The following is a 16,972-nucleotide window of genomic DNA, read 5'->3' on the forward strand; positions in this document are numbered from 1 at the left end:
AAATTAGGTAGTAGATTGCCCATGACACCAACACAGAATGTTCCCGAAGATCGTATTCAGATTGGACAGCTACGTTCAGCATATGGATTAAATGGGTGGCTCTGGGTCTATTCCAATACAGAACCTATGAGCAATATATTTGACTATCTGCCTTGGTACATTGAAACCAAAGCAGGTTGGCAAATTGTAGATGTAAAACGCTGGAAACCACATGGTAAAGGCTTAGTTGTTTCGCTTAAAGATGTGAGTGATCGCACTTCAGCAGACAATTTAGTTGGCGCAAATGTATGGATTTCAAAATCGCAACTGCCTCAAGCAGGCGTGGATGAGTATTATTGGACAGCATTGAAAGGCTTAATTGTATTAGGTTTAGATGACGCTGAACAAGAAGTTAATCTCGGTAAAATCCATGAAATGTTTGAAACAGGAGCCAATGACGTGATGGTGGTACACGCAACACCTGAAAGTGTCGATGGCGAAGAGCGAATGATTCCATGGCATAAAGATGTGGTACAGCGCGTTGATTTGGAAGCTGGTCGTATCTACGTAAATTGGGGCGTAGATTATTAATCCTCACAAGGGTTAACACAGCAGGAAAAGAGAGGAGTCTGCGATGTTTTTTGCAGTTATTACGCTTTTTCCTGAAATGTTTGAAGCGATTACAGCGTACGGTATTAGCGGGCGTGCAGCAAAAAATGAATTGATCCAAGTCCATTGTATCAATCCTCGTGAATTTGCTGAGGGCAACTACAAAAGAGTGGATGAACGTCCATTTGGTGGTGGTCCTGGTATGGTCATGATGGCAGAGCCTTTGGCGAAAGCGATCAAGCATGCCAAAATTCTTGCGCAGCAAGCGGGTGCGGTTCATGTTCCTGTGGTGTATATGTCACCGCAAGGGAAAACCTTACGTGAGTCAGCGGTACAACAGTTTGTTGAATATGATGGATTGATAGTACTGTGTGGGCGTTATGAAGGGGTCGATGAGCGTTTGATCCAAACTTATATTGATCAGGAATGGTCAATTGGAGATTATGTTTTATCTGGCGGTGAACTTCCTGCGATGGTTCTTTTAGATAGCGTTATTCGGAGACTTCCAGGTGCAATGTCTGATGAGCAATCACATGTGCAAGACTCATTTGTAGATGGTCTTTTAGATTGTCCACAATATACTAAGCCAGACCATTTTGAAGGTTTGGATGTGCCTGAGGTGTTAAAATCTGGGCATCATGCCAATATTGAAAAATGGCGGTTTTTGCAGCGTTATCAACGTACACTTGAACGTCGACCTGAACTGGTTGAACAAGTTGAGTTGACGAAGCAGCAAAAAAAATGGCTACAAAGCGAGAAGAAACAATAGTTTTTTCAAGCAAGTACTTAAACTTATTTAAGTACTCTTTAAATAGGCTCTCTATGCATTGAAGTGGTCAAGCATAAAGAGAAAGATAATCGGGTCTATGCGCTTTAGCCTCTATACCCCGTGGAGATCAGACCTCTTCTGACCCACACATTGGAGATACCCCATGAGCGGTAAGCATCCTTTAGTTCAAATTATTGAAAATGCACAATTAAAAACTGATATCCCTGCGTTTGCACCAGGTGATACAGTAATTGTTTCTGTTAAAGTTAAAGAGGGCGATCGTGAGCGTCTTCAGGCTTTCGAAGGCGTTGTAATCGCTAAGAAAAACCGTGGCTTAAACTCTGCATTTACAGTACGTAAAATTTCTAGCGGTGTTGGTGTTGAACGTGTTTTCCAAACACATTCTCCAATCGTTGCTAAAATCGAAGTGAAACGTCGTGGTGACGTTCGTCGTGCTAAGCTTTATTACCTACGCGAATTGTCTGGTAAAGCTGCACGTATTCGTGAAAAATTACCAGCTCGTAAAGTTAAATCTTAATTTTAAGTTTTGTACGAGTGAAAAAAATGCGCCTTTAGGCGCATTTTTTATGGCTTATTCTGAGTTGCCAATTATAAGTCTTGTATTTTTAAGCCGTTTGCATGTTGACAATAAACTTGAACTAGGTCAGCAGAGAATAAACCAAGAATTCCAAGTAGTTGATTAAATTTGTTTAAGTGATTCCATTGTGTGTATCACGAATCACTTTATCAAATCGAGAAGAGCAACGACTAGCTACACCATCACCAGCAATAAGAGATGAAGCGATCATTCCATAATCTGTAGGGCTCTAGCATTGTATTAAATGAAGAATTGCCCATAAATGATTAATAATAAGTTCCATTTACTTGGGTTGTGCCTTCACTACAGCTCGTTGCAGTGACTCCATTTAGAACTTTTTGATTAAATTAAAGTGATTTAGTCGTACCTAAGGCTTGTAATGTTGCCTTTGCATCGTATGGGGAAATTTGTGGATCAAGATCCGAAGCAAAAGTAATAGCAGGTGCGACTAAGTTATCAAAAATTGCACGAGCAGGTGCTTTTAAAATTCCACCAATCAGTACACCTTTGAGTATATCTGCGAGTTTTACACCTTTATAAATAGAACCGATTGTTGTGACAGGTAGAACTTTGTCGGAAATTATTCTAGAAAATAACGAATGGATTGCCCGCCATGGCTATATGGCTATGACTAATTAAGTTGACTTTTGCTTTATCAATAATGGCTAAAATTTATTCAACTTGTTACAGTGTTTGTTCTCCACGAATTTCACTAGAGTCCATGGTTGAAACACGAGTTACCCAAGTATCAGCACCATTATGTGCTAGATCAGATAAAATAGCGTAAAAATAGTCGATACCAACTGCATTACCGAAACCGATTAATCCATGGGCAAAAATAATAAGGTCTTGCATCTTTGAATAAGTGTTAAAAGTTGAGGTCGATGCTTTTACATTTGCAGTTAAATCTTTAATATCTGTTTTAATGAGTTTTTTTTGAAATAATAGATAAAATGGATGCATAGAGTGATTTATTTTACTTATATTTTATGGTAACTGTGTCATATTGAATTAATGATTCTATTTATAATATTTAAACTTATTGTTTAGTTATATTTGGATGGTTTTGTTAATGATTTTACAATACTGCTTCTATGGCACAGAGCAGTATTGTAATAGTACTTGAAAAAAAATTATAAACCTTCAAGTTTTAAACGGTTGGCTTGTTGACGATATAAAGAGACAGGATCTTGTCCAAATAGTGCCTTTAGACCTAAAATTTGATTGACCTCATCTAAATGGGTTTGATTATAGTCGTCACGAATGACTTGTCCGAAATGTGTATTACAGCGGTTGACCAATCCATCGTTGTCTTTATTCTTATAAGATAAAGGTGCAAGGATGGAAATGGCATTGTCTACGACATCCAATAGATTGGTGGCTTGAGATGTGCCTGTCCATGAATAATGATAGATACCATTTGAAGTCACTTTTTGTCCATTTCCACAATCTTTAGGAATGGCTGCACTTGGATATTTTGCATTAAATTCGGTAGCGCCTTTTTCACTAATACTTTGTAGTGAATGCTCTAAGCTATTTGGTAAAGATGAATTACCTTCAAGTAGTGTGATGACAGGCGCAAGAATATATTGCCCCACAATAGTCATGGCACTATTGGCAAACTTATTGGCTAAAAGATCATCTGCAACTTTTGAGCCTTTGATCGTACCAGCAACAGAAGTCAATGATGCGACTTTTTCAGGCGCAACAATTTCAATATAACGGATGGTTGGTCCGCCGTGACTGTGTCCAATCAAATTCACTTTTGTTGAACCTGTCAGTGCTATGACTTCATCGACCTGCTGTAAAAGTTGCTCACCACGGAGCTCTGTGGTTTCGAGAGGCGATACTTGTGTAGCGAAAACATTTGCACCATTACGTGCAAGATCAGGTAAGACTTGGTAAAAATAATCTACGCCTAGAGAGGATGTTCCTAAGCGTGTAAAACCGAACATACCGTGGTTAAACACAATAGGGTATTTGGTTTTCGCATAATTGGAACTGACATAATTGGCAGTGACTTTTTGTAGTCCAGATGCAGATGCAGTCATGGTGCTTAGACCAAGGATTAGAGCAATACCGAGGGCATTCATTTTAAATTTCATTTCAATTACTCTTTTTATTTGCGTTTTAATTTTTGGGAAAAGTAACCTAACAGAATGTGTGTTTCTGTCAGGCGAAGTTAGGAATTAAAGCCCTTGTAATTTCAGGCGATTTGCATGTTGACGATACATATCAACAGGGTCAGGAGAGAGTAGTCCTCTTAATCCAAACATCATGTTGGCAAGATCCGTATGATTAAGCGCATAATTATCACGAATGACTTTACCAAAATGAGTGCTACAACGTGCAACCATGCCGTCATTGTCATTGTTACCGTATGCCAATGGACCAAGCTGCATCAAAATGGTGTCTATATCCAAGAGGTTAGTCGTTTGTTTTGTACCACCCCATGAGTAGTAATAAATACCTTTTTCACTCGTTGCACCGCTTTTATTACAGTCTGTAGCCAGTGCAGCTGTTGGGTATTTAAAATTAAATGCTGCTGAACCTGTTTCAGTCAGTGATTTCATTGACCCATCAAAATCAATTGGGGTGTCGGGATTAGCCTCTGCCCATGCGATTAGAGGACCAACAATATATTGCCCCAGAATATTCATAAAAGTTTTGAGACCAGAATTATTCTGAATGACATCGGCAACTTTTGAACCACGGAATGTTCCACCCACGCCTGTTGCTGATGCAACAAACTGTGGTTTAACCGTAGCGACATATTGTACAGTTGGACCACCATGGCTATGACCAATCAGGTTGACTTTATCTTTGCCCGTAAGAGCAATGACTTCTTCAACCTGAGCAATGAGTTGTTCACCACGAACAGCGGTTGTATTTGTTGGTGATAATTGTGCGGCAAATACAGTTGAGCCATTGCGAGCCATGTCGGGTAAAATTTGATACCAATAATCAATATTAAAGCTATCGTTCCCTATTCGTGACCAACCCAACCATCCGTGAACCATGACGATTGGATATTTGGTTTGTGCATAGTTAGATTTTGCAGTTTGTTTAATTTGCAAAAGCCCCTGTGACGCTTGAGTTTGGCTGCCAATTCCTAGGCATAATGCACTACATAAACTCAACGCTAAAATATTTTTTGTTTTACGTTTTTTCATAAGATTCCCTATTTGAAAAAATAAATTTAGATGCTAATTAGCAAATGGCAATTTTCCTCCTTGGTCATAGATAGTTTCAAAAGTTTGCAATCTGATTTGTTCTTGTTGATTCGAAAATTGTTGTAATTTTAATTGGTTAACAGCACTTTGTTTGGCTGAATCACTCATATTACTTTTCATGATGTTGTCACGTTCAGCTAAGTATTGTGTGACTTTGCCTTTCCAATCATTACGTTGCACATCTAATGTTTCAAGGCGTTGAGTAGCTTCGGGGCCGACTAAATTAGTGCGCATCTGGCGTAATTCATCTGCAGAACCACCACGTGCCTTAATCTCTGCAGTTAGCTTACGAAGATCTTCAAGTTGATTAAGCTGTTTTAAATTTTCTTTCCAATCTTCAGGTAATTTTTCAAATAATGCTTGAAGTTTATTGGTTTTTTCTATTGCCGATAATATTTTATCTTCAAGGATTTGCATACGATCAACTGTATATTGATCATAAGTATCTTGCGTACCAAATAATCCTTGAATTTCATAATCTGAAAAGAATTTTTTTCTTAAATTTTGGGTGTTATTCACAATCTGTTGATAATATTTTGCAGATTCTTTATCGGCAGTTGGTACTTGAAGATTACCCAATTGTTCGCGGTACTGCATATAGCGTGTCCACAAATCACTAAGTTGTGACATGACAGGATCTTTATAGCTTTCTTTGGTATAGGTGAGAAAATCTGCCTTAATCTGCTCAATGGTTTTTTCGCCGTATTGAGTAATGAAATACTCAAAACAGTCTTTAGTTTGTTCATTCACAATTAAACGATTAGATGCATCTGTACGAATTTGGCAATTGATTTGCGTGTCTTTCTGACTATTACTCACGAGTGAGTGTGCTGAATTGGCATCCATTGCTGATGTTGCTTCAGTGCTCGTGGCATTATCTTGTGTGGAGGTCGGTGTTGCTGTAGGTATATCCTGAGTTACATCGGGTCTAAGCCAAAAAAATAGACTTAAAGATAGAATACAAATAATAGCTGCAATAAGCCCTGTAATTTTTTTCTGATGTTGTTGCATAGTGTTTAAAATCCTATTTCAACTTTTTATTTTTAGTTGAAAAAGAATGGTCTATTCTTCAATTTTTGCAAAGTTGAAAATTGTAAAAATAGATCGAAGGAATTTGTTAGAATGCATAAACATTTTCCTTTTTGTTCAAAATATGTCAGCGAAATCTCAAAAAAATCATCGTCGCCATCTGAGTGGCGTTTTTTTATTAAATAAGCCATTGGGTGTGAGTTCTAATGCGGCATTGCAAAAGGTTCGCTGGCTATATAATGCGCAAAAAGCAGGACATACGGGTGCGCTTGATCCATTGGCATCGGGTTTATTGCCAATTTGCTTGGGTGAAGCAACCAAGTTTTCGCACTATTTACTCGACTCGAATAAGCGTTACTTGACCACGATACAACTTGGACATAGCACAACAACAGGTGATGTCGAAGGTGACGTGCTCCATGAACAGGCTGTGCCTGAGCTGACGCGAGAAAAAATCGAAGCAGTATTGGCACAATTCACAGGTGACATTTTACAGATTCCACCCATGTATTCGGCACTTAAAAAAGATGGTCGTCCATTGTATGAACTTGCACGTAAGGGCATTGAAATTGATCGTCCTGCACGTCCAATTCATATCCTAGCAATACAATTGATAGAGTTTACTCAAAATAGTATTACGCTTGATGTAACGTGTTCGAAAGGAACATACATCCGTGTTTTGGGTGAAGATATTGCGAAAGCATTAGGAACTCAAGGGCATTTGACCTATTTGCACCGTATTCAAACAGGTCATTTTGAGCTGATTCCAACATATACCATTGAATATTTAGAAAGTTTGACGCATGCGGAACGAGATGCCTTGTTACTTCAGCCTTACGCACCAGTCGATCATTTTCTAAAGATTCAAGCACCAGAAGGTCGTGCTGAATTTTTCAGTCGTGGTATGGAAAGCAATATTGATCATCCTGCAGAAGCTGAAGTCTTAGTCTTTGATGGTGAAAAATGTTTAGGATTAGCTGAAATTAGCGATAAAAAACGTCTAATACCAAAGCGAGTGCTTAATCTCTAAGAAAAAGTATTTGTTTTAATAACAATATTGTTATTATTTCTCACATTGTGAAAACCGAAGAGTAATTTGTATGGAATTTGATCTGATACTCAGTCTGATCTTTTTTGCCTTTTGTGCAGGTGCAATTGATGCGGCAGTTGGTGGTGGTGGACTGATTCAAATTCCTGCCTTAATGGGTGCTTTACCACATTATGCGACAGCGACTGTTTTTGGTACGAATAAACTGGCCTCTATTTGTGGGACAGCCTCTGCAGCATGGTCTTATCTGCGAAAAGTTAAACTACAATGGAAATTATTGGCTGTAATTGCTGTAACAGCATGTATTAGTTCCTTTGGAGGGGCAGCATGTGTGGCATTAATTCCACAGTCATTTTTAAGACCCTTTGTGTTATTTATGCTGATCGTGATTGCGATCTATACCTTTACTAAAAAGCAATTTGGTCAAGTACATATTCAGCAAGAAGTGACCAATAAAATTTTACTACTCGCAGGTCTAGGTGGTTTACTCATTGGTTTTTATGATGGAATATTTGGCCCAGGAACGGGTAGTTTCTTTATTTTCTATTTTATCCGCTATTTAAAAGTCGATTTTTTACATGCATCAGCATTGTCTAAAATTGGAAATTTTATGACTAACTTTGCAGCACTGAGTTTCTTTATCCCAACAGGGCATGTGTTATTTCAATTGGGGCTAATGATGGCTGTGGCGAATGTTGCAGGCTCATTGCTTGGCGTGAAAATGGCATTGAAATATGGTAGTGGTTTTATTCGTGTTCTATTTTTAATTTTAGTCAGTATTTTGATTTGTCGCTTGGGTTATCAAATGATAACGTAGTAGAGTATTGATTTTTTTAGACAGCACAGCATTTTAAATTAAAGCCGTTATTGAAAATGATCAATAACGGCTTTTTAGTGATTACTTAAAATAGCATTGTTTTTGTAGTCTTTAACTTGAAGTAGATGTTTCTATATTAGAAGAACGAGCTGCATTAAAAGTAACACCCACAGATGCTGTGGTAATGCAGACTAAGGCAATGATTTGCCAAAGATTTAAATGTTCATTTAATAAAACTAATCCTGCCAATGCACCCAAAGCAGGTGACAAACTTGACAGTGTTCCATAACTCAATTTACTTAAATGCTTGAGTGCCATCAGATCAAGTGCGTAGGGAATAGCTGTTGCCAATAACGCAATAGCTAGGGCTTGAGGCCAATATTGAAACTGAAAAAGGGCAGTTGGATTGTGAATGGCACTGATCGGTAACATAACCAATGCTGATAATACAATCGCAATACTGAGTGCATGCATACCAATATTTTGACGAACAACACGTTGTCCAAAATAAATATAACAAGCCCAGAAAAAACCAGCACTTATTGCAAAAGTAGCCCCTAACCATGAAAAATTTGGACTTTGGGTGTCTTGCCAAGGCACCATCAATGAAACACCAACAATCGCCAATGCAACCCAGAGATAATCGGATTTTTGTTTAATTGAAAGTAATGCAAGCGTTAAAGGTCCTAAGAACTCTAGACCCACGGCAATGCCTTGTGGCAACTTTCCAAGTGATGCGTAAAAGAGGGCATTCATTAGGCAGACTGAGCCACTATAAAATAGCAAATCTGACCATCTTAAATAGGGAAGGCGCTTAATGATTTTCCATGAACGGAACATTAAAATAACTAAAATAGAGGCAAAACATAGTCGCAAGGTCACAACGGTGAGTGGATCAAGTACTTCAAAAAGTTGCTTGGCAAATGATGCACTGATTTGGTACGCGACCATGGACAGCACCATGTAGATCACGGCTTTTAACTGTGTATTTTGCATATATGAATACTGAGAAAATGCTCAAGAAATTTTATCATTAATAGATCAATGTATAACTATTTTTTAAATATATGAATATTCATGTAATATTTTGGTAAAAAATTAAAACTCAGGTACTATGAGATTAACTGACAATTAAATTTACAAATTCAGGGCAAAATATGTCTGAAATAACACTATATACAATAAATTCTGGTAAAAAGCAGCCAACTTTAGCATGTTCAGAACATCTAATTGAATCCAATTATCTTCAGGCTATGGCATTACTGCAGCAACAAGAAAACGCTATTTCTGATGCTGAAAAGACCGTATTGGCATCGCAAGCAGCTGAATTATTATGCTTAGATGCTGAATCTGGTCATGCCAATGCACAATATGTGTATGCGCAGTTTTTGAGATATGGGACGGGTGTTGAAAAAAATTTAGAACAGAGTTTATTTTGGCTTAAGCATGCTGCAGATCAACAATATGAAGAAGCTCAGTTTGAATTGGCAATGTTACTACCTTTAGAAGATGAGCAACATTTAATATTACTGGATGCTGCAGCACAGCAGGGAAATGTTCAGGCTATGCTATGTATGGCGATACATGAACAGCGTCAGTCAAATATGCCGAAAGCATTATATTGGCTCAATTTGGCTAAAGATCAGCAGATTCCTCATGCATATTATTTGCTTGCACAGTTTTATCGTCATGGGCACGGTGTAGATCAATGTTCTGTGCAAACTGTAGGCTTTCTCACTCAAGCGGCTGATCTGGGTCATGTCGATGCTTATTTTGAATTATTTCAAGCATATAAGGACGGTAATGGGGTTAGAAAAGATAAACAAGTGGCATTGAAGTATTTACAGCTTGCTCGGGATCATCAGCATATTGAAGCAGCTTCAATTGAGTTTAAAATTTCCTGATTGAAATGGGTAAAATTTAAAATCCCGTTCTCATTGATGCGGGATTTTGTATATATTTAATTTATTTAAAGCCTTAGCTTGATTATCATAAAGAACGCATCTCATAGTTTTTTGATAAACATGAGAGCCTATTTATGTTTTCTTGCCAACTGTGTTGTATAAGTACAGCCAACTGAAGCGCTAATAATGGTTGCCAATGCTAACCACTGTGTCCACAGTAATTGCTCGCCTAAAAATATAAAACCAGATAAAGCGGCAATCGCAGGTTCAATACTCATGAGTGTACCAAAACTCAAAGCACTCAAATTACGTAAAGCAATCATTTCCAAAGAAAAGGGTAATGCGCTGGCTAAAATCGCTAAAGCAATGAAATAAATAAAATTAGAAGGCTCAAAAACGGCACTCGGCATTCCCATAAATAATGCAATTGGCATTAGACAGAGCATACCTACAAACATACCTAAACAGACAGTATGATTACCCGAAATGCCTGTAGGCTTTTGACCTGCAACAATATATAACGCCCAACATGCACCTGCACCTAATGCAAGGGCAATCCCAATCGGGTCTAAACTATGAGATTGTTCAAAAGGAAATAGCAGTGCTAATCCTAAAATGGCAAGTCCAACCCAAACAAAATCAAACTTTTGCCGTGCATGATAAAGTGCAACACTGAGTGGGCCAATAAATTCAAATGAAACAGCAATGCCTAAGGGTAAACGGTCAATAGATAAATAAAACAACGCATTCATACCAGCTAAAGCTAAGCCATAACTGATAATGGCTTTCCATTTCACTTGTTTAAAATTGAGTTGCCAGATTTTAAAAATCAATGCGAGGATGAGTGAGCCAAGCAGTAAGCGCATGGCTGAAACAGTTAGAATTGGGAATTGCTCAAACAGAACTTTGGCAAGTGAGCCACTGCTTTGCATACTGATCATGGCGATCAGTAACAAAAACAAGGCTTGAACATGAGGTGTATTTTTTAAATTTGGCATGCAGACAATATACTAAATTTGTTTCGATAAATCGAAGAGCGGAAGCTGCCAAAGTTAAGTTTTTTCAATAAAAAAACCACAGACCGAAGCCTGTGGTTTTTAAACAAAATTAAATTAGAACAATACACGTACGCGGATTGTACCTTCAACTTCGTGAAGTGTATCAAGCGCTTCTTGAGATGCAGTTGCATCTACATCCATCACAAGATAACCAACATCACCTTTAGTCATTAAAGACTGACCAGAAATATTAATACCGTGTTCTGCGAATAAGTTATTAATTTTAGACAATACGCCTGGTACGTTTTTATGAATATGAAGTAAACGATGTTTACCTTCAGTCAATGGCAACGCAATTTCTGGGAAGTTTACAGCAGATAAAGTCATGCCTTTGTCTGAGTAAGCAACAAATTTTTCAGCAACTTCAAGACCAATGTTCGCTTGCGCTTCCATAGTCGAACCACCAACGTGCGGTGTTAAAATCACGTTTGGAATATTACGAAGTGCAGAAACAAATTCTTCACCATTTGCTTTAGGCTCTTTCGGGAATACGTCAACCGCAGCACCTGCAATGTGACCCGATTTAAGCGCATCAGCAAGATCTTCAATCACAACACATGTACCACGTGCAGCATTGATGAAGATTGAACCAGGTTTCATTTGTGCAAACTGAGTTTTACCCATGAAGTTACGTGTAGACGGAACATCTGGAACATGAATAGATACAACATCAGCAGTTGCAAGCAATTCATTCATAGAGCCAACTTGACGTGCATTACCAAGTGGTAGTTTCGTCACAGCATCATAATAAATAACATGCATACCCAAACCTTCAGCTAAAACTGAAAGTTGAGAACCGATAGAACCGTAACCTACGATACCTAAAACTTTACCACGAGTTTCAAATGAACCCACTGCAGATTTGTTCCAACCGCCTGCATGTGTATCTGTAGATTTTTCAGGTACACGGCGAAGAAGAAGAATTGCTTCAGCAAGTACAAGTTCAGCTACTGAACGTGTATTTGAGTAAGGTGCGTTGAATACAGGAATACCACGTTCCATAGCTGCATTTAGATTGACTTGGTTCGTACCAATACAGAAGCAACCGACAGCAATCAATTTATTGGCTGCTTGGAAAACTTCTTCAGTCAATTGAGTACGTGAACGAATACCAATAAAGTGAGCATCTTTAACCGCTTCTTTCAACGCTTCACCTTCAAGCGCAGTTTTACGGGAATCGATGTTGGTATAACCAGCAGCATTTAGCGTGTCGATAGCATTCTGATGAACGCCCTCTAACAACAAGAAACGAATTTTATCTTTAGGTAGAGAAAGATGTTGGCTCATTACGGCTCCGCTACAAAGGCCAAATTTAGTGGCGATATAATAGCATAGGACATCACAGATAATCATTTTCTTTAATGATCTTGTTTTCATCATTTTTGTGAAAAATATGTCAAAACTTGTCGCGGAGGTTTTACCTAAATGCGTAATTTCAAAGGTGTCATTTAGAAAACATGATTTTCTGCGGGTTTTGTGAAAAATGGCTTATAATATTGTTCTGTGAATATTGGTGATAAATATATTGCCGATTAAAGCTTCACATGTTCTTGATGTGCTCTTGTATTTGATACAAGGCGTATACACCTGAAAATACTTGTTCTACTTCTTGCAAGGTCTGAAAACGATGAATGCTCCAGTCGCTTTAACCCCTGAGTTATTGACCCAATTGACAGAAATTGTCGGTGAAAGCCGTATTAAAACCGATGCGGATAGTCTACAAAACTGGGGGCGTGACCACACCAAGCACTTTGACCCAAATCCATCTGTTATCGTTTTCCCATCGAGCACTGAACAAGTGCAGTTGATTGTGAAACTAGCCAATCAATGGGGTGTTGCGATTACACCATCAGGTGGTCGTACTGGTTTATCGGCAGGTGCGGTTGCAGCTGATGGCGAGATCGTGATTAGCTTTGACAAGATGAACCAAATTTTAGAGTTCTATCCTGCAGATCGTATGGTTCGAGTACAAGCAGGTGTTGTGACTGAACAATTACAAAACTATGCCGAAGAAAAAGGCATGTATTATCCTGTAGATTTTGCATCTTCTGGTTCATCACAAATTGGCGGTAACATTGGTACCAATGCAGGCGGTATTAAAGTTATTAAGTACGGTATGACACGTAACTGGGTGTTGGGCTTGACTGTTGTAACAGGCAAAGGCGATGTACTACGTTTAAATAAAGGTATGATCAAGAATGCAACGGGTTATGCACTTCAACATTTATTTATTGGTGGTGAAGGTACTTTAGGTTTAGTGACTGAAGCTGAAATTAAACTTGAACGTGCACCACATGATTTACAAGTGATGGTACTAGGTGTACCTGATTTTGATGCGATCATGCCTGTACTTCATGCATTCCAAAATAAAATTGATTTAACTGCATTTGAGTTCTTTGGTGAATTGGCAATGCAGAAAGTTTTGGATAATGGTCATGTACAGCGTCCATTTGAAACAGCTTGTCCATTTTATGTATTGCTTGAATTTGAAGCGCCATTTGAACCGATTATGGATGCAGCAATGGAAATCTTCGAGCATTGTATGGAGCAAGGTTGGGTGCTTGATGGTGTGATGAGCCAAAGCCTCGATCAAGTGCACAGCTTATGGCGTTTACGTGAAGATATTTCAGAGTCAATTGCGCCATTTACACCCTATAAAAATGATATTTCAGTATTAATCACGCATGTTCCTGCGTTCATTAAAGAAATTGATGCAATTGTAGAATCAAACTATCCTGATTTTGAAATTTGTTGGTTCGGTCATATCGGTGACGGTAATTTACATTTAAATATTTTAAAACCTGCCGATTTGTCTAAAGATGAGTTCTTTGCAAAATGTCAGGTTGTGAATAAATATGTGTTTGAAACTGTGAAAAAATATGATGGTTCAATTTCTGCGGAACATGGCGTAGGGATGACGAAAAAACCATATTTGGACTACACACGTTCTGAAGAAGAAATTGGTTATATGAAAGCTTTGAAACAAGTTTTTGATCCAAATGGCATTATGAATCCAGGTAAACTTTTCGATCTTTAATGATTGAATAAATGGAATAAAACGCTCTTTTTAGAGCGTTTTTTATTGTCCCAAAAAAGCATTCTAAAGTTGAATAATCGTGATAGATCTATCGAGTTTTTTAGATAAATTGATTTTAGAAACATAGTTTCTACAGTATAAATTGCAAAGCTATTGCATCATAAGTAAAGCCTTTCTTTTTTAGGAAAAACAATAATGAACAAGTTAATTTGTCTTTCTCTGTTAAGTACTTTAGTTTTTACAGGTTGCGCGACAACGCAAAAATTGGTCAGTCAAGTGAGTGGAGGTAGTGATACACCTATCGCTCAAGTGCTAAATGAGCGTTCGGACTTACGTAAAAATTTGTCGACTGTAGAGTTGCGTCAATATTTTAATCAGGTGGAAAATCCGACAGCTGCCGAAGTTAAACTGACTGAAACAGGTTTAATGGATGATTCGATAAAGTCAATTCGTAGCATTTATCGCTTTAAGAATGTCGATGGTCAGTGGCAACGGATTGATAAGACACAAGAGTATCAATGCTTACGTGGTAAAAATACCAAGACTTTCCAAACAGCGAAATGTCCTTAATAAATATTTGATTTTTGGTTGAAATTTTAACCGTAGAGCCTCATAGAAAGCGTATCAGTTGATGCGCTTTTTTGTTTTGGGGAATAACAATAAATGAATATTTTAATTGTAGGCAATGGTTTTGATCTTTCACATTATTTGCCGACAAAGTATGATCATTTCATGGATGTGATGGGTGCTATAGAAAAGAAAAATACAGGTAGCAAAGTACATGATTTAACTATTCATTCAGTAAGGACGTGGATGGAAATGTTAGAAAATATGTCGGAGGAAAAAGATTTCCCTGATTACTCAATGAATTTCGATGAGCTTTATTCTAAAACAAGAGATCCAAAATTTATTAAAAAGACTAAAGGGTTCTATTTAACGGAACAAGTCAAACTATCAGCAAAAGAAGTGCTCAAATTACAGTATCGTTTGGAATTAAATTGTTGGTATCAATATTTTAGAAAACATGTCAATGATATAAAAACATGGATTGATTTTGAACAAAAAATTGAAAGTGCTCTAATTTTGGCTTTTAAATTTATTAAGAAAATTCATTTGAAATTTGAGAAATATGGAAAAATAGATAAAACAATTAGAAGCTTAACAAAAATAACTTCTGAGAAGGAAGATGAAAAGATTTATATTTCTGAATTAGATATTGATCTACTTATTAAGTTGGGATTATTTAAACTAAACATAGATTATGGAAAAGTTACAAATTCTGATTTTGGGGAAATTGCTGATAGTAGGAAAGGCTTTATAAACGATAATTGGTTTCATGTTAAAGAAAAAATAGAGTATGGCTTTTGTACTGAAAAATATATGTCATTTCTTAACAGCCAATTAGAAGATTTTATTGAAATATTTAATTTATATCTTGAACTAGTCATTAGTCAATTAACTCCTGTAGATAAATTTTCTATAGAGAATGCAGATTGGATTTATCCTGATAAAATATTTTCTTTTAATTATACAAATACTTATGAAAGAATTTGTGATTCTGTAGAAGTTGAATATTTACATGGACGTCATGGCGTAGAACAAAATATCGTTTTAGGGGTTTCTGACTTAGAAGATGACTCTTTAAAAAAAATTAAGGCTTATGGTTTTACCAAGTATCATCAAAAACTTTTTAAAGATACAGATTATTTGTTTTTGGATGAATATAAAAAAAAGGTAAAATCTCATAAACTTAGAGTAGAATATTTTGAAAAAGACTTTGGTGATGGGGATCCTATAGCAAAAAAACATGGAAGAATGGAATTAATGGAAGACAAAAGCAAACTTAATTTAAATGTAAGTATATGGGGGCATTCATTAGATATTTCAGATCAAGACTATATTAAAGATTTATTTTCGTTAAATGATGATATGGATCGAAATGTACGAGTAATGGTTTATTATTTTGATAAAAATGCAAAATTTTCTTTGCTGAATAATCTGCTCGCAATTTTAGGTAAAGATAAAGTGGAACATTGGATGAAAAACAAATGGCTTCAATTTAAAGAAAATCCAAAAATTGTCTTAGAAAATGCTATAAATTCAGAAGATTGATTAAAAGTATAAATATTATGAACATTCAGCAAAAAATCCAAAATTTGTTCCAAAATAGAGACGAACATCCATTGTTTTATATCGAAAGTGGTAGTCGTTTATGGGGGATGGCAAGCCCAGACAGTGATTATGATGTACGAGGTTTTCATTTACCGTCAAAAGCACAGTATTACGACTATCGCCAGCATCGTGATTTGATCGAAATCATGGATGGTGATTTTGATTTTGTATCTTTTGATTTGAATAAAATGTTTGGGCTTTTAGCGAAAAGTAACCCAACTGTTTTGGAGTGGGTACGAGCGCATATTATCTACTTCAATCAATTTCCTGAATGGGATAAATTTAAAGATAGATTACTTGAGGAAGTAGATTATAAGGCTTTGTATTATCATTATTTATCTCTAGCAAAGGGTGGAATGATAGCGGACAATTTCACTTATAAGAAAGTATTTTATTCCATTCGTGGTTTGATGTCAGCAGAGTTGGCTACACAGCAGATTATGCCTGAGTTATCGATTACTGAACTATTTGAGCAGATCGATGCCAATGATCCATTACGTCATTGGGCAGAAGACTATTTAGAAATTAAAAAACAGCAAAAAGAAAAAGCTCAACTACCTGAAGCTGAACAGATTCAAATCTTAAAACTTTTGAATGCTAAAATTGAAATATTGAGCTCACGTAAAATAGAGCAAACCAATGATATTGAAAAGTTAAAGAACTATTTGACAGAGTATAGCTTTAATTTAAAGCAACATTTTTATGGTTAATCATGTTGG

17 protein-coding genes are annotated in these 16,972 nt (G+C 36.9%); 10 read left to right on the forward strand and 7 right to left on the reverse strand.

Translation table 11 applies throughout. The features are described from left to right. Positions 1-21: 21 nt before the first annotated feature. The 3 genes from rimM to rplS all read left to right on the forward strand — a co-directional run bounded on the left by rimM (position 22) and on the right by rplS (position 1,895). A complete protein-coding gene (rimM, locus tag ACK2M2_RS09180; protein ID WP_409511966.1) occupies positions 22-570 on the forward strand; it encodes a ribosome maturation factor RimM in 549 nt (182 codons plus the stop codon). Between the two features lie 43 nt (positions 571-613). After that, positions 614-1,357 (forward strand): tRNA (guanosine(37)-N1)-methyltransferase TrmD, encoded by a 744-nt coding sequence (trmD, locus tag ACK2M2_RS09185; protein ID WP_409511967.1) that lies wholly within the window; start codon positions 614-616, stop codon positions 1,355-1,357. A 163-nt stretch (positions 1,358-1,520) separates the two neighbouring features. After that, a complete protein-coding gene (rplS, locus tag ACK2M2_RS09190) occupies positions 1,521-1,895 on the forward strand; it encodes a 50S ribosomal protein L19 (protein WP_419347712.1) in 375 nt (124 codons plus the stop codon). A gap of 744 nt (positions 1,896-2,639) precedes the next feature. On the opposite strand, the gene ACK2M2_RS09195 is transcribed toward rplS, so the two are convergent. The 4 genes from ACK2M2_RS09195 to ACK2M2_RS09210 all read right to left on the reverse strand — a co-directional run bounded on the left by ACK2M2_RS09195 (position 2,640) and on the right by ACK2M2_RS09210 (position 6,199). After that, positions 2,640-2,918 carry a hypothetical protein gene (locus ACK2M2_RS09195; RefSeq protein WP_419347714.1) on the reverse strand — a complete coding sequence of 93 codons (279 nt, stop codon included), beginning with the start codon at positions 2,916-2,918 and terminating at the stop codon, positions 2,640-2,642. 170 nt (positions 2,919-3,088) lie between these two features. Continuing rightward, the gene (locus ACK2M2_RS09200; protein WP_419347717.1) at positions 3,089-4,060 is read right to left on the reverse strand and encodes an esterase/lipase family protein; all 972 of its coding nucleotides are present in this window, start codon (positions 4,058-4,060) and stop codon (positions 3,089-3,091) included. A gap of 84 nt (positions 4,061-4,144) precedes the next feature. Further along, positions 4,145-5,128, reverse strand: a complete 984-nt coding sequence (locus ACK2M2_RS09205) for an esterase/lipase family protein (RefSeq protein ID WP_419347719.1) — start codon at positions 5,126-5,128, stop codon at positions 4,145-4,147. Positions 5,129-5,161: 33 nt separating this feature from the next. After that, on the reverse strand, positions 5,162-6,199 hold the full coding sequence (locus tag ACK2M2_RS09210) for a lipase secretion chaperone (protein WP_419347722.1): 1,038 nt from the start codon (positions 6,197-6,199) through the stop codon (positions 5,162-5,164). A 142-nt stretch (positions 6,200-6,341) separates the two neighbouring features. Here ACK2M2_RS09210 and truB point away from each other — a divergent pair, with 142 nt between their 5' ends. Further along, the gene (truB, locus tag ACK2M2_RS09215; RefSeq protein ID WP_419347723.1) at positions 6,342-7,247 is read left to right on the forward strand and encodes a tRNA pseudouridine(55) synthase TruB; all 906 of its coding nucleotides are present in this window, start codon (positions 6,342-6,344) and stop codon (positions 7,245-7,247) included. 64 nt (positions 7,248-7,311) lie between these two features. Beyond that, positions 7,312-8,082 carry a sulfite exporter TauE/SafE family protein gene (locus tag ACK2M2_RS09220; protein ID WP_419347807.1) on the forward strand — a complete coding sequence of 257 codons (771 nt, stop codon included), beginning with the start codon at positions 7,312-7,314 and terminating at the stop codon, positions 8,080-8,082. A gap of 111 nt (positions 8,083-8,193) precedes the next feature. Here ACK2M2_RS09220 and ACK2M2_RS09225 read toward each other — a convergent pair whose 3' ends face one another. Then, on the reverse strand, positions 8,194-9,078 hold the full coding sequence (locus ACK2M2_RS09225; protein WP_419347725.1) for an EamA family transporter: 885 nt from the start codon (positions 9,076-9,078) through the stop codon (positions 8,194-8,196). Positions 9,079-9,239: 161 nt separating this feature from the next. On the opposite strand from ACK2M2_RS09225, the gene ACK2M2_RS09230 reads away from it, so the two are divergent. Further along, positions 9,240-9,986: a tetratricopeptide repeat protein gene (locus ACK2M2_RS09230; RefSeq protein WP_419347727.1), complete on the forward strand. Its 747-nt coding sequence runs from the start codon at positions 9,240-9,242 to the stop codon at positions 9,984-9,986. Between the two features lie 128 nt (positions 9,987-10,114). On the opposite strand, the gene ACK2M2_RS09235 is transcribed toward ACK2M2_RS09230, so the two are convergent. After that, complete coding sequence (locus tag ACK2M2_RS09235) at positions 10,115-10,984, reverse strand: EamA family transporter (RefSeq protein WP_419347730.1); 870 nt, start codon at positions 10,982-10,984, stop codon at positions 10,115-10,117. Positions 10,985-11,098: 114 nt separating this feature from the next. Then, positions 11,099-12,331 carry a phosphoglycerate dehydrogenase gene (serA, locus tag ACK2M2_RS09240; protein WP_409511977.1) on the reverse strand — a complete coding sequence of 411 codons (1,233 nt, stop codon included), beginning with the start codon at positions 12,329-12,331 and terminating at the stop codon, positions 11,099-11,101. A 340-nt stretch (positions 12,332-12,671) separates the two neighbouring features. On the opposite strand from serA, the gene ACK2M2_RS09245 reads away from it, so the two are divergent. From ACK2M2_RS09245 to ACK2M2_RS09260, 4 genes are all read left to right on the forward strand, one after another. Beyond that, a complete protein-coding gene (locus tag ACK2M2_RS09245; RefSeq protein WP_419347732.1) occupies positions 12,672-14,081 on the forward strand; it encodes an FAD-binding oxidoreductase in 1,410 nt (469 codons plus the stop codon). A 195-nt stretch (positions 14,082-14,276) separates the two neighbouring features. Beyond that, on the forward strand, positions 14,277-14,651 hold the full coding sequence (locus tag ACK2M2_RS09250; RefSeq protein ID WP_419347734.1) for a hypothetical protein: 375 nt from the start codon (positions 14,277-14,279) through the stop codon (positions 14,649-14,651). A gap of 93 nt (positions 14,652-14,744) precedes the next feature. Next, complete coding sequence (locus ACK2M2_RS09255) at positions 14,745-16,193, forward strand: AbiH family protein (protein ID WP_419347737.1); 1,449 nt, start codon at positions 14,745-14,747, stop codon at positions 16,191-16,193. A 17-nt stretch (positions 16,194-16,210) separates the two neighbouring features. After that, positions 16,211-16,963 (forward strand): DNA polymerase beta superfamily protein, encoded by a 753-nt coding sequence (locus ACK2M2_RS09260; RefSeq protein ID WP_419347740.1) that lies wholly within the window; start codon positions 16,211-16,213, stop codon positions 16,961-16,963. Positions 16,964-16,972: the final 9 nt, after the last annotated feature.

The organism is Acinetobacter sp. TY1 (genome assembly GCF_048551395.1).
In the GTDB taxonomy this organism is placed as follows: domain Bacteria; phylum Pseudomonadota; class Gammaproteobacteria; order Pseudomonadales; family Moraxellaceae; genus Acinetobacter.

Coding starts and splice junctions, on each gene's coding strand:
- ACK2M2_RS09260 (WP_419347740.1), top strand. CDS start 16,211: ATGAACATTCAGCAAAAAATCCAAAATTTGTTCCAAAATAGAGACGAA.
- ACK2M2_RS09205 (WP_419347719.1), bottom strand. CDS start 5,128: ATGAAAAAACGTAAAACAAAAAATATTTTAGCGTTGAGTTTATGTAGT.
- ACK2M2_RS09200 (WP_419347717.1), bottom strand. CDS start 4,060: ATGAAATTTAAAATGAATGCCCTCGGTATTGCTCTAATCCTTGGTCTA.
- ACK2M2_RS09235 (WP_419347730.1), bottom strand. CDS start 10,984: ATGCCAAATTTAAAAAATACACCTCATGTTCAAGCCTTGTTTTTGTTA.
- ACK2M2_RS09250 (WP_419347734.1), top strand. CDS start 14,277: ATGAACAAGTTAATTTGTCTTTCTCTGTTAAGTACTTTAGTTTTTACA.
- rplS (WP_419347712.1), top strand. CDS start 1,521: ATGAGCGGTAAGCATCCTTTAGTTCAAATTATTGAAAATGCACAATTA.
- ACK2M2_RS09255 (WP_419347737.1), top strand. CDS start 14,745: ATGAATATTTTAATTGTAGGCAATGGTTTTGATCTTTCACATTATTTG.
- ACK2M2_RS09225 (WP_419347725.1), bottom strand. CDS start 9,078: ATGCAAAATACACAGTTAAAAGCCGTGATCTACATGGTGCTGTCCATG.
- trmD (WP_409511967.1), top strand. CDS start 614: ATGTTTTTTGCAGTTATTACGCTTTTTCCTGAAATGTTTGAAGCGATT.
- ACK2M2_RS09230 (WP_419347727.1), top strand. CDS start 9,240: ATGTCTGAAATAACACTATATACAATAAATTCTGGTAAAAAGCAGCCA.
- ACK2M2_RS09210 (WP_419347722.1), bottom strand. CDS start 6,199: ATGCAACAACATCAGAAAAAAATTACAGGGCTTATTGCAGCTATTATT.
- ACK2M2_RS09245 (WP_419347732.1), top strand. CDS start 12,672: ATGAATGCTCCAGTCGCTTTAACCCCTGAGTTATTGACCCAATTGACA.
- ACK2M2_RS09195 (WP_419347714.1), bottom strand. CDS start 2,918: ATGCATCCATTTTATCTATTATTTCAAAAAAAACTCATTAAAACAGAT.
- serA (WP_409511977.1), bottom strand. CDS start 12,331: ATGAGCCAACATCTTTCTCTACCTAAAGATAAAATTCGTTTCTTGTTG.
- truB (WP_419347723.1), top strand. CDS start 6,342: ATGTCAGCGAAATCTCAAAAAAATCATCGTCGCCATCTGAGTGGCGTT.
- rimM (WP_409511966.1), top strand. CDS start 22: ATGACACCAACACAGAATGTTCCCGAAGATCGTATTCAGATTGGACAG.